Origin of the sequence: Amycolatopsis sp. NBC_00438, assembly GCF_036026695.1 — a bacterium.
Lineage (GTDB): Bacteria > Actinomycetota > Actinomycetes > Mycobacteriales > Pseudonocardiaceae > Amycolatopsis.
In genome coordinates this window covers 1,433,543-1,454,975 of the sequence record NZ_CP107923.1, presented here as the reverse complement: position 1 = coordinate 1,454,975, position 21,433 = coordinate 1,433,543, and the positions used below count along the sequence as shown (strand labels likewise).

The window sequence follows — 21,433 nt, the reverse complement described above, 5'->3', positions numbered from 1 at the left end:
CGCCGCCCGGCTCGACGACGATCACCGCGAAATCGCCCAGGAAATCGCCCAGGAGATCGCCCTTGACCGAAACGGCCGGACGATCAGCGGTTGCTCCTGGGCCGGCCGCCGCACGAGGCTCCCACGGCGACCGCGCCGAACAGGACGTCGAGCACGAACCCGATCGTCGCGAACAGCCGCTGACCGCGGGCGATCTCCTGCAGGTACTCGGCGCGCGTGATCGGTGTGCTGCCGAGGCGGGAGTAGAGCCGGTAACCGGTGGCGGTCACCTCGGGCGTGCCCGTGCGCATTCCCGCGGCGGTGACTGCCACCAGAACCACCCCGGCGAGGACCAGCAGTCCGGCACACCAGCGCACCCGTGGCGGAACCGACGTGATGACGGAGCTCAGCGCCCGCGTACGCGACTCGCCGCTGTGCCGGAACACCAGCGTCGCCACCACGATCAGCACCACGGGGAAGATCCCGACCAGCGGGACCGCCCACACAGCCTCAGGCAGACGTGGCGGCTCTTCGGCGAAGGAGTCGACTATTCCCGCCAGGCAGCCCGACGCGGCCAGAGAACACCAGAGAGCGATTACCCGCACGAGCAAAGATAAACCCGAAGGCGCCGGCCCTGCGGTGACACCGGTCAGTCTTCGAGGGCGGCGTGCTCGAGATCCAGCAGCCGCTGGACCCGCCGCCGGGTCCCGTCGGTGATCTCCCCCGCCTCGAACAACCGAGTCAGCTCGGCCGTCTCGACGTCGATCAGCTCCCGCCGCAGAGCCCGATAGTCGATCCCGCGCACCGGGTCGCCGGGTTTGTCGCCGGTCTTGTCGTCGGTTTTGTCCTCGCCCCGGACGCGGTCCAGCCGCGCCTGCCAGCTCGCCCTCAGCTGATCGACGACGAACTCCGGCGCGGACTCGGTCTCGGCCAGGTGCTCGAGGTGGCTCAGCCCGGCTTCGGCGAGCTTCCGGCGTGCGGTGCCGTACTCGGTCCGCAGGTCGGCCGGGTCGAGCGCGATGCCGGCCAGGCGCACCAGCGGTGCGAGCGTGAAGCCCTGGACCACGAGCGTCAGCACGATCACCGCGCTCGTCAGCAACAGCACCAGTTCGCGCGCGGGCAGCGCCGAACCGTCCAACGTGGCCACCGGCAGCGACAACGCCGCCGCCAGCGGGACCACCCCCCGCGCACCCGCCCACGACACCACGGCGGGCACCTGCCACGAGATCCGGCCGTCTGCCCGCCGTTGCCGCAACGCGGAAAGGACGAACACGAGCAGCAGCCGCGCCATGACCAGCGTCGCCGCGATCGCCACCGCCTGCAGCAGCCACCACGCGCTCCCGCCGGCCACCCGGCGCACCAGCGCCGGCAGCTGCAGCCCGATCAGGCCGAAAACGACACTTTCCAGGAGGAACACGACGGTCTGGTAGACGGCGCCGACCTGCAGCCGGATCCGCGCTGTCGTCAGGCGTTCGGCCTGCGTCCCGAGGATCACGCTCGCCACGACGACCGCCGTCACGCCCGACCCGCCGACCGACTCCGCGACGACGTACCCCGCGTACGGTGTCACCAGCGAGATCACCGTCTCCAGCACCGGATCCTCGGTCCGCCGGCGGATCACGAACGCCCCGATGGCCGTCAGCACGCCGACCGCCACGCCACCTCCGGCGAGCGCCGCGAACTCGCCCAGCGTCCGGCCCCAGGACGCGGCCCCACCCGCGACGGCCAGGAACAGCGCGACCCGGAACAGCAGCAGGCTGGTGGCGTCGTTGAACAGGCTTTCGGCCTGGATCAGGGCCTGCACCCGAGGCGGCAGCGCGAGCCGCCGCGCCAGCGCCGTCACCGCGACCGGGTCCGTGCTCGCCAGCACCGCCCCCAGCACGAACGCCATCCCGACCGGCAACGACGTCACCGCGACCGCCGTCCCGATCACCGCCGCCGCCGACAGCAGGACCAGGCCCACCGACAGCACGGCCACCGGCCGCCCGACCGCGCGCAGGTCCCGCCACGGCAGCTCCTCCCCCGCGGCGAACAGCAGCGGCGGGAGCACGACGAGGCTGATCACGTCCGGTGTCACCTGGACCACCGGGACACCGGGCAGCAGCCCCACGACCACACCGGCAACGACCAGCAGCGACGGCGCCGGCACGCGCAGCCGCTTCGCGAAGGTGGCCACGACGGTCGCCACGACCACGAGGAACAGTACGGTTTCGACACCGCGCATCAGCCGGTCCTCCACATCCCGATCCGGATGCCGACCAGACTTCCCGGCGCGCCGGGCTCAGCCTACGCGAACCACCCGTTCGGTGACATCCGAAACGTGACGCCCTGGTCGTCAGGCTTCGAGCGCACCGATCGGCACCGCGAGACCGGTGTCGTGCGGGCAGGTCCAGACGGCCTCGCCCGCGGACCCGCTCAGGCCGCCGTCCCCGTCGCCCGGCTGCGAGGGACCGCGGACTTCATCAGGCGGCCCAGCAGGACCGCGTGGTCGGCGAACCGCTCGTAAAGGCGGCTCAGCAGCACGACGTCGGCCACCGCCGAGCCGTCACACCGATTCCGGACGTCGACCAGGATCCGGCGCAGGTCGTCGAGATCGTCCTCCAGGCTGATCAGCGAACGGACCTCGCCGGTGCCGGCCGTCAGTTCCAGCAGCCAGACCGCGATGCGCCCCATCTCGACGAACCCCGGGGTCAGCTCGTGCGGCACGATCGGATGCGGGTAGGACCGCTGCACCGCCCGCGCGACGGCGAGCACGAGCAAGCTCAGCCGCTCCAATTCGGTCAACGCGTGGATCATGGCGAGCACGGTCACCGCCGGTGCCTGCAGCCCCGGAGCCGTGCGCGCCAGCTCCTCGCGTTCACGGTCGAGCCGGACCGAATCGGCCACGATCTCGTCGGCCAGTGCGACATCGGCCTCCTCCAGCGCGACGGTCGCCCGCTCCATCGCCGCCGCGGTGGAACGGACCAGCCGCCGGAGATCCGCGGCGGCCCGGTCGAGTTCGTCAGAGGTGGCAGTGCGCATGTCTCCACACTGTCCAAGGGGGACAACGCTGTCCATGACCCTTGACGCGAATTCGACGCCGGAGCGGGCCCGGATCAACGTTCCGTCAACATCGGCCGCGCCGACGTGAAGGAAACACGACCTCGCCGGGCCCGCCGGTGCGCGCTGCGCCATCGTCCGGTCACCGAGTTCGCCGAGCAGGAGGATCCCGATGAGCGACCTGGTCTACACGCTGATGCTGATCGGCGGCTTCCTCGTACTGGCCCTCGTGGTGCGCGGCGCGGAACGCTGGTGCGAGACCCACCCCGCGCCGGCGATCCCGGGGTCGACCGCGCGGCCGGAGTCCGGCCGCGGGTACCGGAACAGCACCGGGACGAAGGAGAAGCCCGGCACGCCCGAGGCGTAGGTCTTCCAGTCGCCCAGTGGCCGGTACCCGAGCGGCGGGAGGGCGATCTGCCCGAACGTCGGCGAACACGACGATCGCCGGCAGCACACAGGCCAGTTCGGCCATCCGGCTGCTCCCTTCCCACGCACGAACCGGCCGATGTCGGCCGAGCTGATTCGTGGAGCCGTCACGGACGATCACGCACACCCGCCGTGTCCATTTCGGACTTGGTCACAACTCGGCGTCGGCCCAGGCTCTGTTCGACCCAGGGCCGGCTACCCGTTGAGGTAGTCCTCGTACACCGAGACCCAGACGTCCAAATCGGACAAATCCGCGAAAAGACGGCGGCCGGTGGCGGTGAGGGAGAACACCACCGCACCGTCCGGCCGGCCGTCCCAGGTTCCCGCCGGTGAGCGCCGGAGCGCTCCTTCGGCGGCCAGCACGCGCAACGCGGGTTCCAGCACACGACGCGGAAACGCTCGGCGGAGCCCGGCGAAGGCCCGGGGCCCGGACGCGAGTTCGTCGAGCAGTTCCGCCGCACCACGGCAGCAGATCACGCGCGTGAGACCGGTTTCGGCCATGGCAGCTCCCGGGACGAAGTCACCGGCACCGTAGGCGGGTGAGGCGCGCCGGCCACGGTCGTTGACGCGACCCTGACGAAGCGCCGGGATACGTTTACGTGATCCCTACGCGAACACCGGGATCTTTACGGTTTCCGTACGCCGGTGCGCCGCGGCGCGAGGCACGCTGCCGTACGTGCCGGTACCCACCTCATGGCTGAAGCGGCTGGTCGTCGGCCGGCCGTTCCGCAGCGACACCCTCGGCGAGACGCTCCTGCCCAAGTGGCTCGCCCTGCCGATCTTCGCGAGCGACCCGCTGTCCTCCGTCGCCTACGCGACCCAGGAGATCCTGCTGATCCTGTCCCTCGGCGGGCTCGCCTACCTCGCGCTCGCGCCCTGGGTCGGGCTGGCCGTCGCGGTCCTGCTCACCGTGGTGGTCGTCTCCTACCGGCAGGTGGTGAAGGCGTACCCCAGCGGTGGCGGATCGTACGAAGTCGCGTCCCGCAACCTCGGCAGCCATGCGGGCCTGGTCGTCGCCGGCGCGCTGATGGTCGACTACATCATGACGGTGGCCGTGTCGGTCGCCTCCGGCGTGGACAACATCATCTCGGCCGTCCCGCAGCTCAACGACCAGCGGATCCTGCTCGACATCGGGTTCATCGTGGTGCTCACGGCGATGAACCTGCGCGGCATCCGGGAGTCCGGCCGCACGTTCGCGGCCCCCACCTACCTGTTCATCGGCGCGGTCACGCTGATGATCGTCCTCGGTTTCGCGCGGGTGTTCGGCGGCCATCCCCCGGTCGCGGAGAGCGCGGGCTACGACATCCGGCCCGAGCAGGCCGGCCTCACCGGCCTGGCGCTGGTGTTCCTGCTGCTGCGGTCGTTCTCCTCCGGCTGCACCGCGCTCACCGGCGTCGAGGCGATCTCCAACGGCGTCCCGGCGTTCCGCAAGCCCAAGTCGCTCAACGCGGCGCGCACCATGACCGCGATGGGCGTCACCGCGGTCGTCATGTTCGGCGGCATCACGGCGCTGTCGCTGATCGCGCGGGTGCACATCGCCGAGAACACCTGCGACCTGGCGGGTTTCCGAGGCGACTGCACCACCGACCCGCAGCGCACGGTGATCAGCCAGATCGGCGCCGCGGTCTTCGGCGGCGATCACGCGGTCCTGTTCTACTTCCTCCAGGCCACGACCGCGCTCATCCTGATCCTGGCGGCGAACACCGCGTTCAACGGGTTCCCGCTGCTGGCGTCGATCCTCGCCCAGGACCGCTACCTGCCCCGGCAGCTGCACACGCGAGGCGACCGCCTCGCGTTCTCCAACGGGATCATCGCCCTCGCGGTCGTCGCCGCGATCCTGATCTTCGCCTTCGACGGATCCACCACCCGGCTCATCCAGCTCTACATCCTCGGCGTGTTCACCTCCTTCACGCTCTGCCAGGCCGGCATGGTCCGGCACTGGAACCGGGTCCTCGCCGACACCGCCGACACCCGCGAGCGCCGGGCGGCGCACCGGTCACGGCTGATCAACGCGGTCGGTGCCGCGCTCACCGCGATCGTGCTCGTGGTCGTGCTGATCACGAAGTTCACCCATGGCGCCTACCTCGTCGTCATCGCCATTCCCGTGCTCTACGTGGTCATGCGCGCGATCCACCGGCACTACACCCACGTCCGCGAGGAACTCCAGCCGGACGACGAAAGCGAGCTGCTGCCCAGCCGCGTCCACGCGATCGTCCTGGTGTCCACATTGCACAAACCCAGCCAGCGCGCGATCGCGTTCGCCCGGGCCACCCGGCCGGACACCCTGACGGCGATCACCGTCAACGTCGACGACGACGACACCCGTGAGCTCCAGCGCCTGTGGGCCGGGCGCGGGATGAAGATCCCGCTCAAGGTTGTCGAATCGCCGTACCGCGAGATCACCCGGCCGGTCGTGGCCTACGTCAAGAACCTGCGCCGCGGCAGCCCCCGCGACGTCGTCTGCGTCTACATCCCGGAGTACGTCGTCGGCCGCTGGTGGGAAAACGCCTTGCACAACCAGAGCTCGCTACGCCTCAAGGGCCGGCTGCTGTTCGAACCCGGCGTCATGGTCACCAGCGTTCCCTGGCAGCTGCACTCGACCGGCCGTCGCGACCTGCAGCGTGTCCGCCCGCTGCCCGGTGACATCCGCCGCGGCGTCACCACGCAGCGCCGCTAGTCTCCCCGTCATGGCCCGCACCCGCCTCTACCGCGACGGGGTCCTCGTGGCCGAGGACTTCCCGGCCGCCGAGGTCTCCGACCACTTGGCCGACCCGGGCGCCACGGTCTGGCTCGACCTGTGCGCCCCCACCGAGGAGGACCTCGCCACGATCAGCGAGGAGCTGAGCCTGCACAAGCTCGCCGTCGAGGACGTCGTACAGGACCACCAGCGGCCGAAGGTGGACCGCTACGACACCCACTCGTTCCTCACCGCCTACGCGGTGCGGCTCGACATCGCGGCCGGCACGCTCGAAGCGGTCGAGATGGACGCGTTCATCACCGAACGCGCGCTCGTGACCGTCCGGGAGAACGACCACTTCGACATCAGCGAGGTCCTCTCCCGCTGGGACGAAACCGCAGAGCTCGCCAAGAGCGGCGTCGGTTACCTCCTGCACGGGCTGCTCGACTACGTCGTCGACAGCCACTTCGAAGCCGTGCAGTCCCTCGACGAACAGATCGAAGCCCTCGAAGACCTGGTCTTCGACGACGAGGTCGACCACCGCGAGATGCACCGCCGCTCCCTGCACCTGCGCAAGAGCCTCGTCCGGCTCCGCCGGGTCGTGCTGCCGATGCGCGAGGTCGTCAATTCCCTGATGCGTCGCGACCACCAAGTCAGCGACAGCGAGCTGATGCCGTACTACCAGGACGTCTACGACCACGTGCTGCGGGCTTCGGAGTGGACCGAATCGCTCCGGGAACTCGTGACGACGGTCCGCGAGACACAGCTGAACCTGCAGGCGAACCGCCTCAACACGATCATGAAGAAGGTGACCGGGTGGGCGGCGATCATCGCGGTGCCCACCGCGATCACGGGCTTCTACGGCCAGAACATCCCGTACCCGGGCGTCGACCGACCCTGGGGGTTCTGGGTGTCCACCGCGGCCATCGTCACCTTCTCCGCCGGGCTGTACGCGTTGTTCAAACGCAAGGACTGGCTTTGAGCACTGCTCAGCGGGCGAGGCCGGCGACCTCGCGCAGCGTGTCGGCGACGGCACGGAAGTCCTTGCGCAGGATGGCGCCGTGGTTGCTCGGGACCTTCACGGCGAGCTCGATGTGCGGGTTGCGGGCGGTCACCGCGCCGACCGCGGTCCGGATCCGCTCCTGCTCGTCACCCTTGCTCCCGAACGAGCTCCCCGAGCCGAGCACGTACCGTGCCGGGACGGTGATCGCGTCCAGCACCGGACCCAGCTCGCGCTCGCGCGAGATCCTACCGAGTTCGATGTTGCTCTCGGCCTGCTGCGCGGCACTCATCCGCGGCGCCAGACCCGTCGGGCGCAGCACCGGCAGGAACCAGCCCATCCGCTTGAACAGCTTCCGGATCCGCTGCTCCATGGCCTCGTCGAGCCAGTCGTAGGGTTCGGCGCCCTCGACGAAAACCGCGCCGAGGGCACGCTCGGGATTCCGGCCGGCCCAGTGCGCCGCGACGAACGCGCCGTAGGACCAGCCGACCACCAGGGCGCGGTCCACGCCCCGCGCCGCGAGCACGGCGTCGACGTCGCGGACGGCGACCTCGAAGGAGTAGTCGCCCGAGCGCTTCGACTTGCCGCGGGCCCGCTCGTCGTAGGTGATGTGCCGGAAGCCGTCGCCGAGTTCGGCGAGGACCCGCTTCCAGTAGCCCTGGGTGGCGAACTGGCCGTTGAGGTAGACCACCGGGACGCCGGGACCACCGGTGTCGGTGACGGCCAGGGCCGTGTCGTCGACCGGCACCATGCCGGTCCATTTCGTGTCGGTCGAGGAGGTGCGGTTCTTCGTCATGAGTCCACTGTCCCGTTCTTTCCTGACACCGCCCTGACACGGGCCGGACGCGCGCTACCTGACGCAGAACACCTGCTCGATGAGGCGCTGCACCGCCTTCTGGTACGCCTCCGCGGGGGCGACACCCGTGTCCACGTAGGTGATCGATGCCACCAGGGTCCTGCTGCCGTCGGGTGTGCTGTACACCAGCGTCCCGTAACCCTGGACGCTGCCGTTGTGGTTGAGGAGCATGGTGCCGCTGCAGTTCGCGTCCGCGTGCAGCTCGAACAGCCCGAGGCCGTAGTCGCTCGCCGGGTCGGGTGTCGGGTGCGGCTTCAGCATTTCGGACAGCAGCGGGGGCGGGAGCAGCTTCCCGCCCAGCAGCGCGGAGTAGAACGTTCCGAGGTCCTTCGTCGTCGAAATCAGCTCCCCGGCGCCGGAAATCCAGGACGGGTTCTGCCGGCTGACGTCGATCGTCTTCCACTGCCCGGCGTCCTGGTACCGGTAGTACGCGTGGGCGTGCGGTCCGGGAAGCTCCGTCGAGGTGCCCGGCGCCACGGTGTCCCGCATTCCGAGCGGACGCAGGATCCGGCGCCGCACCTGATCGGCGTACGAGCGGCCGGTGACCTTCTCGATGAGCAGCCTGGCCACCACGTAGTTGGTGTTGGCGTAGCTCCAGCCCGTGCCCGGGGCGAACCGCGCCGGCCTGGCCAGCGAGTACCGCACCAGGTCCGCCGCCCGGTAGGTGTGGAAGCGGTTGTCCACCCATTCCTTGCCCGACCACGGGATCCCCGGGACGACCGTACCGTCGTCGTAGTACTCGCCGGTGTAGTTGAACAGCCCACTGGTGTGCTGCAGCAGCATCCGCACCGTGATCCGCCCGTCGAAGCCGAACTCCGGCAGGTAGGCGGCCACCGGGGTGTCCAGCCCGATCCTGCCTTCGGCGACCAGCTGCAGTACCGCGGTCGCGGTGAACGTCTTGGTGGTGCTGCCGATCCGGAATCGCCCGTCCGTCGGCGGCTTCCCGGCCTCGCCCAGCTCGCGCACCCCCGCGCTGCCCGCCCAGTCACCCCGCTGGTCGTGCACGCGCAGCTGCACCCCGGTGAAACCGGAGCCGACGATCGCCTGGATCGTCTGCTGCAGCTCCGGGCGTCCCGGCTCCGCGGCGGCCGCCGGTGCGGTCACGCCGATCAGCAGAGCGACGGCCGAGACCGCCGCGGCTGCCCTCGGGAAGCTCACGAGATCTTGCGGCGGTAGGTGAGCGTGGCGAAGAAGTACGCGACGGCGAGGATCCCGGCGCACCAGGCGAGCGCGATCCAGATGTCGTCGCCGACCGGCTGCTCGGTGAACAGGCTGCGGAGGGCGTTGACGATGGACGTCACCGGCTGGTTTTCGGCGAAGGCGCGCACCGGGCCGGGCATGGTGCCGGTGGGCACGAACGCCGAGCTGAGAAACGGCAGGAAGATCAGCGGATAGGAGAACGCACTCGCGCCGTCCACCGACTTCGCGGTCAGACCCGGGATGACGGCCAGCCACGTCAACGCCAACGTGAAGAGGACCAGCACGCCGAGCACCGCGAGCCACGCCGATACACCTGCCCCCGACCGGAAGCCCATGAGCAGGGCGACACCCACGACCACGACGAGGGAGATCAGGTTGGCGATCAGTGAGGTGAGCACGTGCGCCCACAGCACGGCCGACCGGGCGATCGGCATCGACTGGAACCGCTCGAAGATACCGTTCTTCATGTCCAGGAACAGCCGGAACGCGGTGTAGGAGATACCCGACGCGACGGTGATGAGCAGGATGCCGGGCAGGAGGTAGTTCACGTACGAGTCCGACCCGGTCTTGATCGCGCCGCCGAACACGTAGACGAACAACAGCAGCATGGCGATCGGCATGATCGCGGTCGTGATGATGGTGTCCATGCTGCGCGTGATGTGCCGCAGTGACCGTCCCAGCAGGACGGCGGTGTCACCGAAGAAGTGCTTGGTCATGACCGTTCCCCACTCGTGCTTGCCGCGTCGCGGTCCTTGCCGCCGTCGCCGACGAGCGTGAGGAAGACGTCCTCGAGGGTCGGCTGCTTCTCGACGTATTCGACCTTCGCCGGCGGCAGGAGCCGCCGGAGCTCGGCGAGGGTGCCGTTCACGATGATCCGGCCCTCGTGCAGGATCGCGATCCGGTCCGCGAGCTGCTCGGCTTCGTCCAGGTACTGCGTGGTGAGCAGCACCGTCGTGCCGTTCTCGGCGAGTTCCCTGACCGCGCGCCAGACTTCGAGGCGGGCCTGGGGGTCGAGCCCGGTCGTCGGCTCGTCGAGGAAGACGACCGGCGGGTTCCCGATGAGGCTCATCGCGATGTCGAGCCGGCGGCGCATGCCACCCGAGTACGTCGACACCTTGCGCTCGGCCGCGTCGGTCAGTGAGAAGCGCCGGAGCAGGTCGTCGGCGATCCCGGCCGCCCCCTTGAGGTGCCGCAGCCGGGCGACCAGCACGAGGTTCTCCCGCCCGCTGAGGATCTCGTCGACCGCCGCGAACTGCCCGGTGAGGCTGAAGGACTCGCGCACGTCGTCCGCTTGCGTGGCGACGTCGAAGCCGTGGACACTCGCCGCTCCCCCGTCGGCTTTCAGCAGCGTGGACAGGATTTTCACGACCGTGGTCTTGCCGGCCCCGTTCGAGCCGAGCAGGGCGAAGATGCTGCCCCGCGCCACATCGAAGTCCACGCCGCGCAGTACCACTAGGTCCTTGTACGACTTCTCCAGGCCCCGCACGCGGATCTCGGGCCCGGTCGCCGATGGCGCCGTCATGAGCGTTTCCCCTCGTCAAGTCCTTCAGCGCGTTCGATTCCGTTGGTCAGCCGTTCGCGTTCACGGGTGATCCAGCCACCCTTCGAGTAGTTCTGGATGAAGGTGTCGACGAAATCCACGGGGTCCGCTCCGACGATCTCGCGGATGGGCGTTCCGTCCGCCGCGGCCCGCTCGAACAGATCGATCAGGTCCTCGTACATCGATGCCGCGGTGTCGCCGTCCGCCGCCCCGAAGAACATCAAGTACCGTTCCAGTGCCTCGACCGCCGCGCGGTAGTTCGCGGGAAGCTGCCGGGTGCGCGCCTTGTACGCCCGCCACCTGCGCTTGTCGCCGATCACCTTGGTGGCGATGTCCGAAATCTTCATGGTTGGTTCCCTCCCTGGCGAAGCTGTTCCAGCCGTTCCGAAAGGAAGCTCCACGTCCTCCAGAACTCGTCGAGGTATGCCCGCCCCTCGGCGTTGAGCGAATACACCTTGCGCGGCGGTCCCTTCTCGGACGGGATCTTCTCGACGTCGACGAGCTCCCTTTTCTCGATCCTGAGGAGCAGCGCGTAGATCGTGCCCTCGGCGATGTCGGAGAAACCCTGCTCCCGCAACCACGCCGTGATCTCGTAGCCGTACGCGGACCGGCCGGCCAGGATCGCGAGGACGATGCCTTCCAGCGTTCCCTTGAGCATCTCCGTCGCCTGCTTGCCCACGGACCACCTCCTGCGTGCTACTCAGTGTCGCTGACTACCAGTACATAGTATCGCTGAATAGCGATCGCGCAAGAGGCCACGGCCGCAGCGGTATCCGGTACTCAGTGGTACCGTGTAGTGGTACTCGGTACCACCGAGTACCACGAGGATCGAAAAGGACCGCGATGGACGACCTGACGGAAATGCTGAAGGGCACGCTCGAGGGCTGCGTGCTCGAGATCATCGACGGGGAGGAGACCTACGGGTACGCCATCACGCGCCGGCTGAACGACCTCGGCTTCGCCGACGTCGTCGAGGGAACCGTTTACACCATCCTGCTGAGGCTGGAGAAGAACGGGCTCGTCCACGTGACGAAACGACCGTCCGGGCTGGGACCGCCACGCAAGTTCTACGCACTCAACGACGCGGGGCGCGAGGTACTCGCGACGTTCTGGGCGAAATGGGACTACGTCACGTCACGGATCGACAAGCTCAAGGAGAGCGGGCGATGAAACTCTGGGAGACCATCACCGGCAGCGACCTCACCAAGGAGTACCAGGCGTTCGAGACCCGGGCCGAGGTTTTGCCGGCCGATTACCGGGCGGCGTGGGAAGAAATCAAGGGACACCTCTTTCCCTACGGGGACTTCTCCGGCCGGAACCTGATGCCGATCCTCGACAGCGCCCTGGAACTGCTCGAAGAGACGGCCTCCGACGGGCAGAGCATCCACGAGGTACTGGGCGGCGACACCAAGGGTTTCTGCACGGCACTGGCCGGTGGAGAAGGAGCCCGGAGCCATCGCGACCGGTGGCGCGAACAGCTGAACCGGAACGTGGCGAGGAAATTGGCACAGCTGGGAGGCTGACATGGGCATTCAAGAGGCCATCGAGGGCAAGAAGCAGTGGCGGGCGCAGATGGCGCGGGTCAAGGCGCTCCCGCCGGACTACCGGATCGTCTACAAGGAGATCCAGAAGTACGTCTTCAAGGTCGGGGTGCTCGAATCGCTCGGCGAGCCCCCGCTCTCCGGCATAGCCGACTTCTTCGAGGAGGGCGCGGCGGCCGGCAAGGGAGCCCTGGAACTCATCGGTGCCGACGTCGCCGCCTTCTGCGACGACCTGCTCGAGGAATCGCGCACCTGAGCGGGCTGAAGAGCACCAAGTGTTACCGGGGTGAACCGAGCAGCACTTGAACCGATTGCGGCGGTTCAGGCGCGACTTCGTCAAACCTCACCGCTGTCGCGGCGTGAGCGGACTGTCGTGGCCGGTGACCGAAGTCGATGTCGCCGGCTCTCATCGATCCAGCACCTCTGGTCATGCAGAACTCGTCGGGAAATCGCCGCGGATCCGTCGTTCAGGGGCGCACGACCGGCGTGACCGCCGGATCGGCGGCCCGTGCCGGCTGTTGCCCTGAAGCAACAGCCGACACGGCGCCGTCGCTACGGGAACATCGCCAGAGTCTGCGTCCCGACATCCTGGTTCGGTGTGGTTGTGCCCGGATTCCCGCGAAAGTCGGTCCAGCACGGGTGCAGCCGGAAGTCGGCACCGACGGCCGCCGCGGTGTAGTCGCCGATGAACACTCCCTGCAGTTCCTTGCCCGTCACCGCGCCGGTCGAGACGAACTGGACCTGGGGATTCGCCGTCTGCGTCGTGATCCGCCGGATCGGCGCCGAGCCCACGCGGTCACCCCAGCCGGTGGCGTAGGCGTAGTCGAGCCCGATGCCGTTCGGGTCGTAGGCACGAGTGTAGAAAGTGACCGCGACGCGTCCGGCCAGCGCCGCAACGGCGGGAAACACCTCGTCGGCGCCCGTCCCGATCTTCACCGGCTCGGACCAGCCGTGCCGCCCGTCGGAGCCGCTCAAGAACGCGCCGCCGTTCGTCTTCACCGACTCGCCGTCGCGGTAGGTGCCGTTGCGGTCGTCGGCCCATGTGACCCAGAGCCGGTCGGTGACGCGGTCGTAGGCCAGCTGCGGGAAGCTGTTGATCCGGAAGTTCTCACCGGTCAGCGCGTTGTTGGCGACGTCCTCGTCGACCGGGAAGTCGAAGTCGGGAGCCACCTCGGCGTGCCGGAAGGTTCGGCCGCCGTCACGTGAGGTCGCCACGACGACCGCGTCGTGGTCGGCGGGCTGATCGCACGCCGCGGTGGCGCAGACCGAGGTCTCGTAGGCGATCTGGAGCGTCCCGTCTCGGGTGACGACCGGGTTGGACCCGCTGCCGAACGGCGTGATCCCGCCGTGGAAACCGTTCAGCGACGGGGAAACCCGGCGCTTGGGCGACCAGGTCCGGCCGAAGTCGGCCGACTTCGACAGCACGATCGGCGACTCGGTGTAGGTGCCACTGGCGTCGTAGGTGAACTGCGTCCACGAGACGTAGACGTCTCCGGTGCGGGGATCGGCGGCGATCCACTCCTTGTCGTTGAAGATGGACGTCGGCGTCGGCGTGCCCGCCGGCGTCACGCCGTCGAGTTCGAGCACCGCCGGGTCGCCGAAGGTACGACCGCCGTCGTGCGACACCGAGACGGCGATGCCGCTGGCGGACTGCTGGTCGTCGGGCACCGCGGCCCGGCTGAACACGAGCGTCGCGTAGTAGACGGTGTTGTGCGGGCCGAACGCGACGGCCGGGTCGCCCGCGGCGTCCATGTACGCCAGCGGGCCCGTCGCCCCGGTCGGGAAGTCGAGGTGCGGCAGCTGGACGTTCGCCCAGGTCCGGCCCCCGTCGAAGGACGTGTAGGCGAAGCCGCCGGAGTCGTTGCGGGCCTCGCGGGTGTTGTAGAGCCGGTAGTCGTTCGACCCCGCCACGATGTTGCGCGGGTTCTCCGGGTTGACGGCGATGGTGGTCTCGTTCTGCGCGGTGCTGCAGCCGGTCTGGCTGCCGGTCGGCACGATCGTGTCGCCGCGGATGACGTCGGTGTTGGGCGCGACCGGGCGGTACGGGTTCGGCTTGCCGATGTAGGTCTGGCAGAGCGCCGACAACGCGGGATCGTCGCCGTCCTCCTCTTCCTCCTCGGCGAACCGCTCCTTGAGCAGCGGATTGGGAACGTCGTGGCGCGGCTCGGCCGCCGCGGCGGCGACCTTGTGCCGGCTCGACTGCGGATCTGCCGGCAGCGGCGCGGTCGCGATCGCGGCGTGGGCGGCCGGCGCCAAGACGACGGCGAGAGGCACGACGAGCGTGGTGAGCGTGGCGAAAATTCTTCGTTTGGTGGCGGAAACACCCAAGGACATCGGAAGATCCCTTCCCGCGGAGCTGACGGACGCGCCAACGGCACCAGGCTTGACGCGCGCCGGAGCCCGGTCAAGCGACGGAAGTTCGGAACCACCTGAAACGGACGTCCACCCCGCTTGTCGAAGTCGTCGAAACGTACCGCCAGCCGTTCCGCACCGACTCCACGAACGTGTCCCCGGCCGCCGACCCCGGTGTGGTCGCGAAAGTCCTTGTCGCGCAGACGAGCCGGTCGAACCTCGCTCGGCGCGCGGTCGCCAGGAGCTTGCTCGAGGCCGGCGGCTTCAAGCCGCACCGAACACTCTCGACGGTGAAGAGCCTCCAAAGCGGACAAGAGGTTGCCCGATCCGGGGAGCTGCCTCATGTTTCGGGCCAGCGCGAAACGTTTTCGGGCCGGTTGACGGTGCTCGCGCGCCGCTGGCAGCGTCGGCACGGGCGAGAGTGGCTTCACCCGGCCGGGGAAGGCGGCGGTTGCGAGCCCGCCAGTTTCGTCACTGGGGCTGATCTTTACCGGGGGAAGGCGGCCGCCCGCATGACGAGGGCAGCTGCGGGCCGCGAGCTGTCGCGTACCCGGGTACCTCATCGATGTCCGGCCGACGGCCGAGTGCTGCGCCGTGGCGTCGAGCGCCTGCGCGCGGTCCCGGCGACGGCTGCGGGGTCGCCACACGATCTTGAAGGGTGCGGGCACGGAGTGCTGGAAGCCACGGTCCTCGGCCCGGTCGGCGCGCGGGTCCACGGGACACCGGTGCCGGTCAAGGGGCGGTTGGGGCGCACGGTGCTCGCCGCGCTGGCGCTCGCCTGCCGGCAGCCGGTGTCGGTGGAACGGCTGATCGACGCCCTGTGGGGCGAGCTGCCGCCGGCCACCGCGCGGACCCAGGTGCACATCCAGGTGTCCAAGCTCCGCGCGTCGCTCGACCGGGCCGGCGCGGCCGGGGCCGTGGTCACCGTGTCGAGCGGGTACCTGCTGGACTGCCTCGTCGACGTCGACGAGGTGCGGCAGCTGCTGAGCACGGCGCGGGCGGGCGGGGACCCGGCGGGCACGGCCGGCCTGCTGCGGTCCGCGCTCGACCGCTGGACCGGGACGCCGCTGGGCGGGGTGACCGCGCACCTGGCCGGCGCGGAGCTGCCCCGGCTGGACGAGCTGCGGATCGGCCTGGCCGAGGAGTGGATCGACGCGGAGATCGCGTGCGGGCGGGCCGCGCGGCTGCTGCCCGAGCTGACCGCGCTGGTGCAGGCCCACCCCCTGCGCGAGGGCCTGCACCACCGGCGGATGCTGGCGCTGCACCGCACCGGGCGGCGGGCCGACGCCCTGGCGGCGTTCCAGGAGGCCCGGCGCGTGCTGCGCGACGAGCTGGGCATGGACCCCTCCCGGGAGCTGCTCGCGCTGGAGGCGGAGATCCTCTCCGTCGAGACGCCGCCGGCGGTGACCGTGGTGCCCGCCCAGCTGCCGCCGCGGACGACCGGGTTCGCCGGGCGCGACGCCGAGTCGTCCGCGATCAGGGCCGCGGTGGCACGCCAGACCGACGCGCCGCCGCTGGTGCTGATCACCGGGATGCCCGGGATCGGCAAGACGGCGCTGGCCCTGCACGCCGGCGCGGCGTCGGCGCACGCCTACCCCGACGGGCAGCTCTACGCCGATCTGCGGGGCGCCGACACGCGACCGGCCGCACCACACGAGATCCTCGCCGGCTTTCTCCGTGCACTCGGGGTGCCGGTGCGGTCGATGCCGGCCACCGTCGAGGAGCGCACGGCCGAGTTCCGCAGCCGCACGGCGGGCAAGCGGGTGCTCGTGGTGCTGGACAACGCCGCCACCGCCGCGCAGATCGAGCCGCTCCTGGCCGCCGATCCGTGCTGCGCCACGATCGTGACCAGCAGGTCCGTTCTTCCCGAGGTCGAGCCGGGGGTCCGGGTGCCGCTCGCGCCGCTGTCCGACCAGGTGGCCGGGGCGGTGCTCGCGAACGCGGCGGGCGCGGCGCGGCTGGGCGAGGACGAGGGCACGGTCGCCACGGTGATCGAGGCGTGCGGGGGTGTGCCGCTCGCGTTGCGGATCGCCGGGGCGCAGCTCGCCGCGTACCCGAAACTCGGCGTGGCGGAGCTGGCCGCACGGCTGTCCGACGAGTCGAGGCGGATGCGGGAGCTGACGGTCGGGCAGCGCAGCGTGCGGGACAGCCTCGACGCCAGCTTCCGGTTGCTGGACCGGGAAGCGCGGGCCGCGATGCTGGCGCTGGCGGCGATCGGGTCGCCGACGTTCACCGGCTGGCCGCTCGCCCCCGTGCTCGACGTGCCACTCCCCCGCACCGACGAGGTGCTGGCCCACCTGTGCGCGATGAACCTGCTCGACCAGGCCGGGCCGGGGCGCGACGGGGTGCCCCGCTACCGGATGCACGACCTCGTCCGGGCCTACTGCCGCACGGTCGGCCCGTCGCTCGGCCCGTGCGCCCTGGCCCGGCTGGCCGGGTGGGCGGTCGCGCTGACCCGGCACGCCTGCGAGGGCATGCTGGGCATGCGGGTCGGTTACACGGTGCTCGCCGAGACCGCCGCACCCCTCGGCCAGGACGTGGTGGGGCACGTGGTGCAGGAACCGCTGCCGTGGGTGGGCGCGGACGTCGACGTCCTGCTCGCCGTGTTCGCTCTGGCCGTGCGCGGCGGCCTGCTTCGCCACGCGGCGGCGCTGCTGCTGGTGCTGCGTGCGCCGCTCGTGCGGCTCGACCTGTCCGACCACGGCGCCCGGGCGGCCACGCGGCTGATGAACGTCGCCGGCCCGGACCCGGTGGTGCGGGTGACCGCGGCGCTGGTCACGGCGACGGCGCGGATGCACCGCAGCCGGTACGCCGACGTGGTCGCCATCCTGAACGAGGTGCCGCTGGCCGACGTCGACCTCCCGCTGCGGGCGGAGGTGCTGACCAAGCTCGGCGACGCGTACGAGCGCTGCCGGGACTGGCACCACGCGATCACCGCCATGCGCGAGGCCGTGGTGTGCTTCCGTAAGTCCGGCAACCTGGCGGGGATGTCGGGCTGCCACGGCACACTGGCCGCCCTGTACCGGGACCACCTCGGCGACCTCTGTGCGGCGACGGCACACGGCACGAAGGCCCTGCGCCTGGCCGACGCCGCCGGCGACTGGAAGACCCGCGCCCAGGTGCGGCTCGTGGTCTTGCGCACCGCCTTGGCCCGCGGCGACGCGGCGGTCGCGGCCGAGCTCGCCGAACAGGCCCGCTGCCTGTCGGAGCAGCACGGCGACCCGATCGGCCAGACCTGGTGCCTCACCGCCGAAGCCGATGTTCATCGCGCGCGCGGCGACCTGTACGCCGCCCGGCGATCCGCGGACCGCGCGCTGGGCCTGGCCCGCCGCACCCGCCGCCCGGACGCCGAGTCCGCCGCGCTGCTCGCCCTGGCCTCGATCGAGCTGGCCGCCGGTGGCCGCGCCGCTGCCCGCCGCGTCGCCCACGCGGCCCTGCGCCTGCAGGACCGGTTCGACAGCCCGGTCGAACGCGCCGGGGTGGAGAAGGTGCTGGCGGAGATCGATGGTCAGCTGCCCTCCGGCGCGGGGCGGTCGGGCACCGCGCCCGCGACGCCGGAAATCTCGATGTAGCCGAGCTGGCGGGAATCCTGGCTGTGGCCGGTGTTGTCGCCGACCACGACCACCCGGCCGGCCGGGACGACCGGATGGTCCGTCTCCAGCCAGTCGGGGACCGGGTCGCCGGCGACCGCGGCGATCCGCTTGATGCGCCACGCGACGTCGCCGGCCGCGTGCCGCGGGCGGAAGACGATCACGTCGCCGACGCGGTAGTGCCGCCGCCGGGTCGCGACCACCCGCTCGCCGTCGTGGAAGGTCGGGGACATGCTGTGGCCCCGGACGCGCGCCACCACGTAACGGCGGCGCAGCAGCACGACCAGCACCACCACGACCACAGCCACGACCACAACGAGCCCGGCCATCACGCCTCCACCATCGCGTATCCCTTGGCCTGCAACGAGAACAGCCGGGCGTACTCGCCGCCCGCGGTGAGCAGCTCGTCGTGGGTGCCCTCTTCGATCACCCGGCCGCCGCCCAGCACGACGATCCGGTCCGCGCCGCGCAGGGCGGACAGGCGGTGGGAGATCAGCACGCTCGTCCGGCCGGCCCGGTGGGCGCGCAGTGCCTCGTGGGTCCTGGTCTCGGCGTCGGCGTCCATGCCGGAGCTGGGTTCGTCGAGGATGAGCAGGTCGGCTTCGGCGCGCATGAGTGACCGGGCCAGCGCCACCCGCTGCCACTGGCCGCCGGACAGTGCCGCCCCGGCCTTGTCGTCGACGTCCAGGAAAGCCCTCGACAGCAGGGTTTCGTAGCCTCGCGGCAACGCCGAGAGCGCCGGATCGATCTCGGCCAGGCGGGCCGCCGCGCGGACGCGGTCGAGATCGCCGAGGCGGGTGACGTCGCCGATGCCGATGTTGTCGGCCGCGGTCAGGTCGTAGCTGGTGAAGTCCTGGAACGTGGCCCCGATGCGGGCCCGCAACCCGGCCGGGTCGCAGGAGCGGATGTCGACGCCGTCCCACAGGATCCGGCCGCGGTCCGGATCGTAGAAGCGGCACAACAGTTTCACGAGCGTCGACTTGCCCGCGCCGTTCACCCCGACCAGCCCGACCGCCGCGCCGCTGGGGATCACCAGGTTGACCCCGCGCAGCACCCACGGGCCGGTCGGGTCGTAGCGGAACCACACGTCACGCAGTTCGATGCCGGCCTTCAGCTCGGGCACGGCGTCCGTCCCGGAGGTCAGGTCGGGTGCGGTCGTCACCACGTCGAGGTAGTGCTTGAACAACCCGAGCGAGCCGCCGGCCCGGCCGAGCTGGCCCAGCAGCGAGCCCACCGGTGACTGGATGCCGGCCACCGCGGCGGTGAAGAGCGTTACGTCGCCGATGGACAACGCGCCCCGGGCGGCGCCGGTCGCGGCGACCACGAGGGCGACGCCGGCCACCACCGCCGACACGATCGCGGCGGAGATCCCGGCGACCGCGATCCGGCGCTGCATCGCGCACTCGCTCGCCGTGGCCGCGCGGACCGCGGCCACCATGCGGGACCGGAACAGGTCCGAGAGGCCGAAGAGCCGGATCTCCTTGGCCGCCCGGATGTCCGAGCACAGCGAGCGGAACAGGAACCGCTCGCGGTGGGTGGCCATCATCGCCTCGACCTCCCGCGCGCGCAGACGGGACAGGGTCAGCTGGGAGACCCCCGCGGCCGCCAGGGACACCGCGAGCAGCCCGGCCATCGGCGGCCACACGAGCAGGACCGCGCCGCCGAACGCGAGCACGGCGACCACGGTGCGCACCGACTCGACGATCAGGGCCAGCACCGCGGGCGCCGCCTCCTGCGCGCCCTGCTCGGCCAGCCGCACCCGGTCCAGGAACGCCGGGTCCTCGAGCCGGCGCAGCCCCGGCAGCGCACCGACCGCGCCGACCAGGCGATCCTCCGCCTCGATCGCCGACTTGGCCCGCACGATCGAAGTGCAGTACGAGGCGACCGCGGTGATCGCGGTCGCGACGGCGAGGCCGGCCGCCGAGCCGATGGCCAGCAGCACGATCAGCCCACTGTCCCGGCCGCCGGTCAGCTCGTCGAACATCAGCTTCCCGAGCCACGCCGACACCGCCGGCAGGGCCGAGGCGAGCACCGCCAGCACGATCGTGGCGCCGGTGGCCACCCGCGACGCACGCCAGGCGACCCCGAACGCGGGGCCCGCCGCCCGGAACAGGCTCACCGGGCGTGCTGCGGACGCACGGCGTCGAGGTCGTGGCCGGCGGCGGCGATCCGCCGGTCCCGCACGCGGATCAGGGTCGGGGTGACGTCGCCCGCGTCGAACGCGGCCGACACCGGGCTGCGGTCGCCGACGAAGGCGACGCGCACGGAGGGTCCCAGACCGGCCGCGTACTCGACGGCCTTGTCGCGGTCACCGCCGTCGAGCACGAACGCGACGGTCGGCTCGGTGAGCTGGCCGGCGATGCGCTGACAGGGCCCGCAGGTCGGCGACAGGAACGCGACGAGCGCGTCGTCCAGCTCGCGGTCGGTGACCGTCTCGCCGGCGGCGTCGGTGACCTCGAACGACCCGATCTCGGTGCCCACCGCCGGCAGCGCGGGCGCCGCCGGCCGCCGCTGCTCGTTCAGCAGCCTGATGATCGCCGACGACAGCAGGAGGTTGAGCACCGTCAGCACGGCGAGAACCGCGACCACGGCAACCAGGAACGACATGACGAACCTCTTTCTGTGTTTCGCTCAGCGGCCTGCGGTGTCCGTCGCGCGGACCAGGCCGGCCAGGCTGTCCCAGCTGATCGCGACGACCGCGGCGCACGTGCCGACGAGCGCGGCGGCCGCCCCGGTGTCGAGGCCGAGCGCCGGTCCCGGCGGGACGGCGAACGCCGCGGCGGCCCACGCGGCGAGCAGCGCGTTGCGGACGAGGTGGGCCCGCCCGAGCACGGCCCCGGCGCGGCCGAAGCAGCGGCAGGTGACGCGGCGGTCCAGCCGCAGCGAACGGGCGATCGCGGCGCAGAACACGAGCAGCACCGCCGTCGCCAGCCCGAGTCCGAGCCGGGAGGTGGCGGGAAAAGCGACGAGCCCGGCCACGGCCAGCTCGGTGACGGCGGTCGCGGCGGCGACCGGCAGCCAGCCCACGGGCGACCGGCCGAGCGGCGCCAGCGACGCGGCGAACTGCGCCAGCCGCACCCGCCCGGCGAGCTTGCCGACGGCCGCGACCGCGAACACGAGTCCGACCAGGACCCGGGCGGCGAGCACGAACTGGGCGCCGATCATCGGTGGCCTCCTTTGCCGGGCAACGCCTTTCCCGCCACGGGGGCCGTGGCGGGAAAGGCACGAGCGCC

The 21,433-nt window shown here is 70.9% G+C and carries 22 protein-coding genes; 7 read left to right on the top strand and 15 right to left on the bottom strand.

Annotated elements, in window-relative coordinates; translation table 11 throughout:
* Positions 1-83 precede the first annotated feature (83 nt).
* The 3 genes from OG494_RS06955 to OG494_RS06945 all read right to left on the bottom strand — a co-directional run bounded on the left by OG494_RS06955 (position 84) and on the right by OG494_RS06945 (position 3,000).
* A complete protein-coding gene (locus tag OG494_RS06955; protein ID WP_328453092.1) occupies positions 84-485 on the bottom strand; it encodes a hypothetical protein in 402 nt (133 codons plus the stop codon).
* A 143-nt stretch (positions 486-628) separates the two neighbouring features.
* Positions 629-2,203, bottom strand: coding sequence for a Na+/H+ antiporter (locus OG494_RS06950; RefSeq protein WP_328453090.1), 1,575 nt, complete (start codon positions 2,201-2,203; stop codon positions 629-631).
* A gap of 191 nt (positions 2,204-2,394) precedes the next feature.
* On the bottom strand, positions 2,395-3,000 hold the full coding sequence (locus tag OG494_RS06945) for a phosphate transport system regulatory protein PhoU (RefSeq protein WP_328453088.1): 606 nt from the start codon (positions 2,998-3,000) through the stop codon (positions 2,395-2,397).
* Between the two features lie 190 nt (positions 3,001-3,190).
* On the opposite strand from OG494_RS06945, the gene OG494_RS06940 reads away from it, so the two are divergent.
* Positions 3,191-3,385: a hypothetical protein gene (locus tag OG494_RS06940; RefSeq protein ID WP_328453086.1), complete on the top strand. Its 195-nt coding sequence runs from the start codon at positions 3,191-3,193 to the stop codon at positions 3,383-3,385.
* Positions 3,386-3,639: 254 nt separating this feature from the next.
* Here the strand turns inward: OG494_RS06940 and OG494_RS06935 are convergent, their stop codons facing one another.
* Positions 3,640-3,945 carry a winged helix-turn-helix transcriptional regulator gene (locus OG494_RS06935; protein WP_328453084.1) on the bottom strand — a complete coding sequence of 102 codons (306 nt, stop codon included), beginning with the start codon at positions 3,943-3,945 and terminating at the stop codon, positions 3,640-3,642.
* Positions 3,946-4,120: 175 nt separating this feature from the next.
* Between OG494_RS06935 and OG494_RS06930 the strand changes: the two genes are divergently transcribed.
* Complete coding sequence (locus OG494_RS06930) at positions 4,121-6,121, top strand: APC family permease (RefSeq protein ID WP_328453082.1); 2,001 nt, start codon at positions 4,121-4,123, stop codon at positions 6,119-6,121.
* A gap of 10 nt (positions 6,122-6,131) precedes the next feature.
* Positions 6,132-7,103, top strand: coding sequence for a magnesium transporter CorA family protein (locus tag OG494_RS06925; protein WP_328453080.1), 972 nt, complete (start codon positions 6,132-6,134; stop codon positions 7,101-7,103).
* A gap of 7 nt (positions 7,104-7,110) precedes the next feature.
* Here the strand turns inward: OG494_RS06925 and OG494_RS06920 are convergent, their stop codons facing one another.
* Genes OG494_RS06920 through OG494_RS06895 form a run of 6 tightly spaced genes read right to left on the bottom strand, consistent with a single transcriptional unit; the run spans position 7,111 to position 11,396 of the window.
* Positions 7,111-7,917, bottom strand: coding sequence for an alpha/beta hydrolase (locus tag OG494_RS06920; protein WP_328453078.1), 807 nt, complete (start codon positions 7,915-7,917; stop codon positions 7,111-7,113).
* 54 nt (positions 7,918-7,971) lie between these two features.
* Positions 7,972-9,081 (bottom strand): serine hydrolase domain-containing protein, encoded by a 1,110-nt coding sequence (locus tag OG494_RS06915; RefSeq protein WP_328453076.1) that lies wholly within the window; start codon positions 9,079-9,081, stop codon positions 7,972-7,974.
* Positions 9,082-9,131: 50 nt separating this feature from the next.
* Positions 9,132-9,893 carry an ABC transporter permease gene (locus tag OG494_RS06910; protein ID WP_328453074.1) on the bottom strand — a complete coding sequence of 254 codons (762 nt, stop codon included), beginning with the start codon at positions 9,891-9,893 and terminating at the stop codon, positions 9,132-9,134.
* Positions 9,890-10,699 carry an ABC transporter ATP-binding protein gene (locus OG494_RS06905; protein WP_328453072.1) on the bottom strand — a complete coding sequence of 270 codons (810 nt, stop codon included), beginning with the start codon at positions 10,697-10,699 and terminating at the stop codon, positions 9,890-9,892. Before OG494_RS06905 ends, OG494_RS06910 begins: the two co-directional genes overlap by 4 nt.
* Positions 10,696-11,037 carry a DUF1048 domain-containing protein gene (locus OG494_RS06900; protein ID WP_328453070.1) on the bottom strand — a complete coding sequence of 114 codons (342 nt, stop codon included), beginning with the start codon at positions 11,035-11,037 and terminating at the stop codon, positions 10,696-10,698. Before OG494_RS06900 ends, OG494_RS06905 begins: the two co-directional genes overlap by 4 nt.
* 23 nt (positions 11,038-11,060) lie before the next feature.
* Positions 11,061-11,396 (bottom strand): PadR family transcriptional regulator, encoded by a 336-nt coding sequence (locus OG494_RS06895; RefSeq protein WP_328453068.1) that lies wholly within the window; start codon positions 11,394-11,396, stop codon positions 11,061-11,063.
* 164 nt (positions 11,397-11,560) lie between these two features.
* Here OG494_RS06895 and OG494_RS06890 point away from each other — a divergent pair, with 164 nt between their 5' ends.
* The 3 genes from OG494_RS06890 to OG494_RS06880 are packed head-to-tail and all read left to right on the top strand — an operon-like array spanning position 11,561 to position 12,514.
* Entirely contained in the window at positions 11,561-11,887 is a 327-nt protein-coding gene (locus OG494_RS06890) for a PadR family transcriptional regulator (protein ID WP_328453066.1), read from the top strand.
* Positions 11,884-12,240: a DUF1048 domain-containing protein gene (locus OG494_RS06885; RefSeq protein WP_328453065.1), complete on the top strand. Its 357-nt coding sequence runs from the start codon at positions 11,884-11,886 to the stop codon at positions 12,238-12,240. The genes OG494_RS06890 and OG494_RS06885 overlap by 4 nt, the downstream gene beginning before the upstream one ends.
* Before the next feature lies 1 nt (position 12,241).
* A complete protein-coding gene (locus tag OG494_RS06880; RefSeq protein ID WP_328453063.1) occupies positions 12,242-12,514 on the top strand; it encodes a DUF1048 domain-containing protein in 273 nt (90 codons plus the stop codon).
* 296 nt (positions 12,515-12,810) lie between these two features.
* Here the strand turns inward: OG494_RS06880 and OG494_RS06875 are convergent, their stop codons facing one another.
* Positions 12,811-14,592, bottom strand: a complete 1,782-nt coding sequence (locus OG494_RS06875) for a sialidase family protein (RefSeq protein ID WP_328453061.1) — start codon at positions 14,590-14,592, stop codon at positions 12,811-12,813.
* A gap of 689 nt (positions 14,593-15,281) precedes the next feature.
* Here OG494_RS06875 and OG494_RS06870 point away from each other — a divergent pair.
* Positions 15,282-18,182, top strand: coding sequence for an AfsR/SARP family transcriptional regulator (locus OG494_RS06870; protein WP_328453059.1), 2,901 nt, complete (start codon positions 15,282-15,284; stop codon positions 18,180-18,182).
* Here OG494_RS06870 and OG494_RS06865 read toward each other — a convergent pair.
* From OG494_RS06865 to OG494_RS06850, 4 genes are read right to left on the bottom strand one after another with little or no spacing between them, the layout of a single operon-like run.
* On the bottom strand, positions 18,119-18,529 hold the full coding sequence (locus OG494_RS06865) for a S26 family signal peptidase (protein WP_328453057.1): 411 nt from the start codon (positions 18,527-18,529) through the stop codon (positions 18,119-18,121). The genes OG494_RS06870 and OG494_RS06865 overlap by 64 nt on opposite strands.
* Positions 18,529-20,319, bottom strand: coding sequence for an ABC transporter ATP-binding protein (locus OG494_RS06860; protein ID WP_328453055.1), 1,791 nt, complete (start codon positions 20,317-20,319; stop codon positions 18,529-18,531). Before OG494_RS06860 ends, OG494_RS06865 begins: the two co-directional genes overlap by 1 nt.
* The gene (locus tag OG494_RS06855; protein ID WP_328453053.1) at positions 20,316-20,807 is read right to left on the bottom strand and encodes a TlpA family protein disulfide reductase; all 492 of its coding nucleotides are present in this window, start codon (positions 20,805-20,807) and stop codon (positions 20,316-20,318) included. Before OG494_RS06855 ends, OG494_RS06860 begins: the two co-directional genes overlap by 4 nt.
* A gap of 24 nt (positions 20,808-20,831) precedes the next feature.
* Complete coding sequence (locus tag OG494_RS06850; protein WP_328453051.1) at positions 20,832-21,365, bottom strand: MauE/DoxX family redox-associated membrane protein; 534 nt, start codon at positions 21,363-21,365, stop codon at positions 20,832-20,834.
* Positions 21,366-21,433 lie beyond the last annotated feature (68 nt).

Bases quoted from the DNA above. Each gene is read 5' to 3' on its own strand.
- OG494_RS06885 (WP_328453065.1), top strand. From the start codon at position 11,884: ATGAAACTCTGGGAGACCATCACCGGCAGCGACCTCACCAAGGAGTAC.
- OG494_RS06935 (WP_328453084.1), bottom strand. From the start codon at position 3,945: ATGGCCGAAACCGGTCTCACGCGCGTGATCTGCTGCCGTGGTGCGGCG.
- OG494_RS06850 (WP_328453051.1), bottom strand. From the start codon at position 21,365: ATGATCGGCGCCCAGTTCGTGCTCGCCGCCCGGGTCCTGGTCGGACTC.
- OG494_RS06910 (WP_328453074.1), bottom strand. From the start codon at position 9,893: ATGACCAAGCACTTCTTCGGTGACACCGCCGTCCTGCTGGGACGGTCA.
- OG494_RS06865 (WP_328453057.1), bottom strand. From the start codon at position 18,529: ATGGCCGGGCTCGTTGTGGTCGTGGCTGTGGTCGTGGTGGTGCTGGTC.
- OG494_RS06890 (WP_328453066.1), top strand. From the start codon at position 11,561: ATGGACGACCTGACGGAAATGCTGAAGGGCACGCTCGAGGGCTGCGTG.
- OG494_RS06855 (WP_328453053.1), bottom strand. From the start codon at position 20,807: ATGTCGTTCCTGGTTGCCGTGGTCGCGGTTCTCGCCGTGCTGACGGTG.
- OG494_RS06880 (WP_328453063.1), top strand. From the start codon at position 12,242: ATGGGCATTCAAGAGGCCATCGAGGGCAAGAAGCAGTGGCGGGCGCAG.
- OG494_RS06905 (WP_328453072.1), bottom strand. From the start codon at position 10,699: ATGACGGCGCCATCGGCGACCGGGCCCGAGATCCGCGTGCGGGGCCTG.
- OG494_RS06875 (WP_328453061.1), bottom strand. From the start codon at position 14,592: ATGTCCTTGGGTGTTTCCGCCACCAAACGAAGAATTTTCGCCACGCTC.
- OG494_RS06920 (WP_328453078.1), bottom strand. From the start codon at position 7,917: ATGACGAAGAACCGCACCTCCTCGACCGACACGAAATGGACCGGCATG.
- OG494_RS06925 (WP_328453080.1), top strand. From the start codon at position 6,132: ATGGCCCGCACCCGCCTCTACCGCGACGGGGTCCTCGTGGCCGAGGAC.
- OG494_RS06950 (WP_328453090.1), bottom strand. From the start codon at position 2,203: ATGCGCGGTGTCGAAACCGTACTGTTCCTCGTGGTCGTGGCGACCGTC.
- OG494_RS06940 (WP_328453086.1), top strand. From the start codon at position 3,191: ATGAGCGACCTGGTCTACACGCTGATGCTGATCGGCGGCTTCCTCGTA.
- OG494_RS06945 (WP_328453088.1), bottom strand. From the start codon at position 3,000: ATGCGCACTGCCACCTCTGACGAACTCGACCGGGCCGCCGCGGATCTC.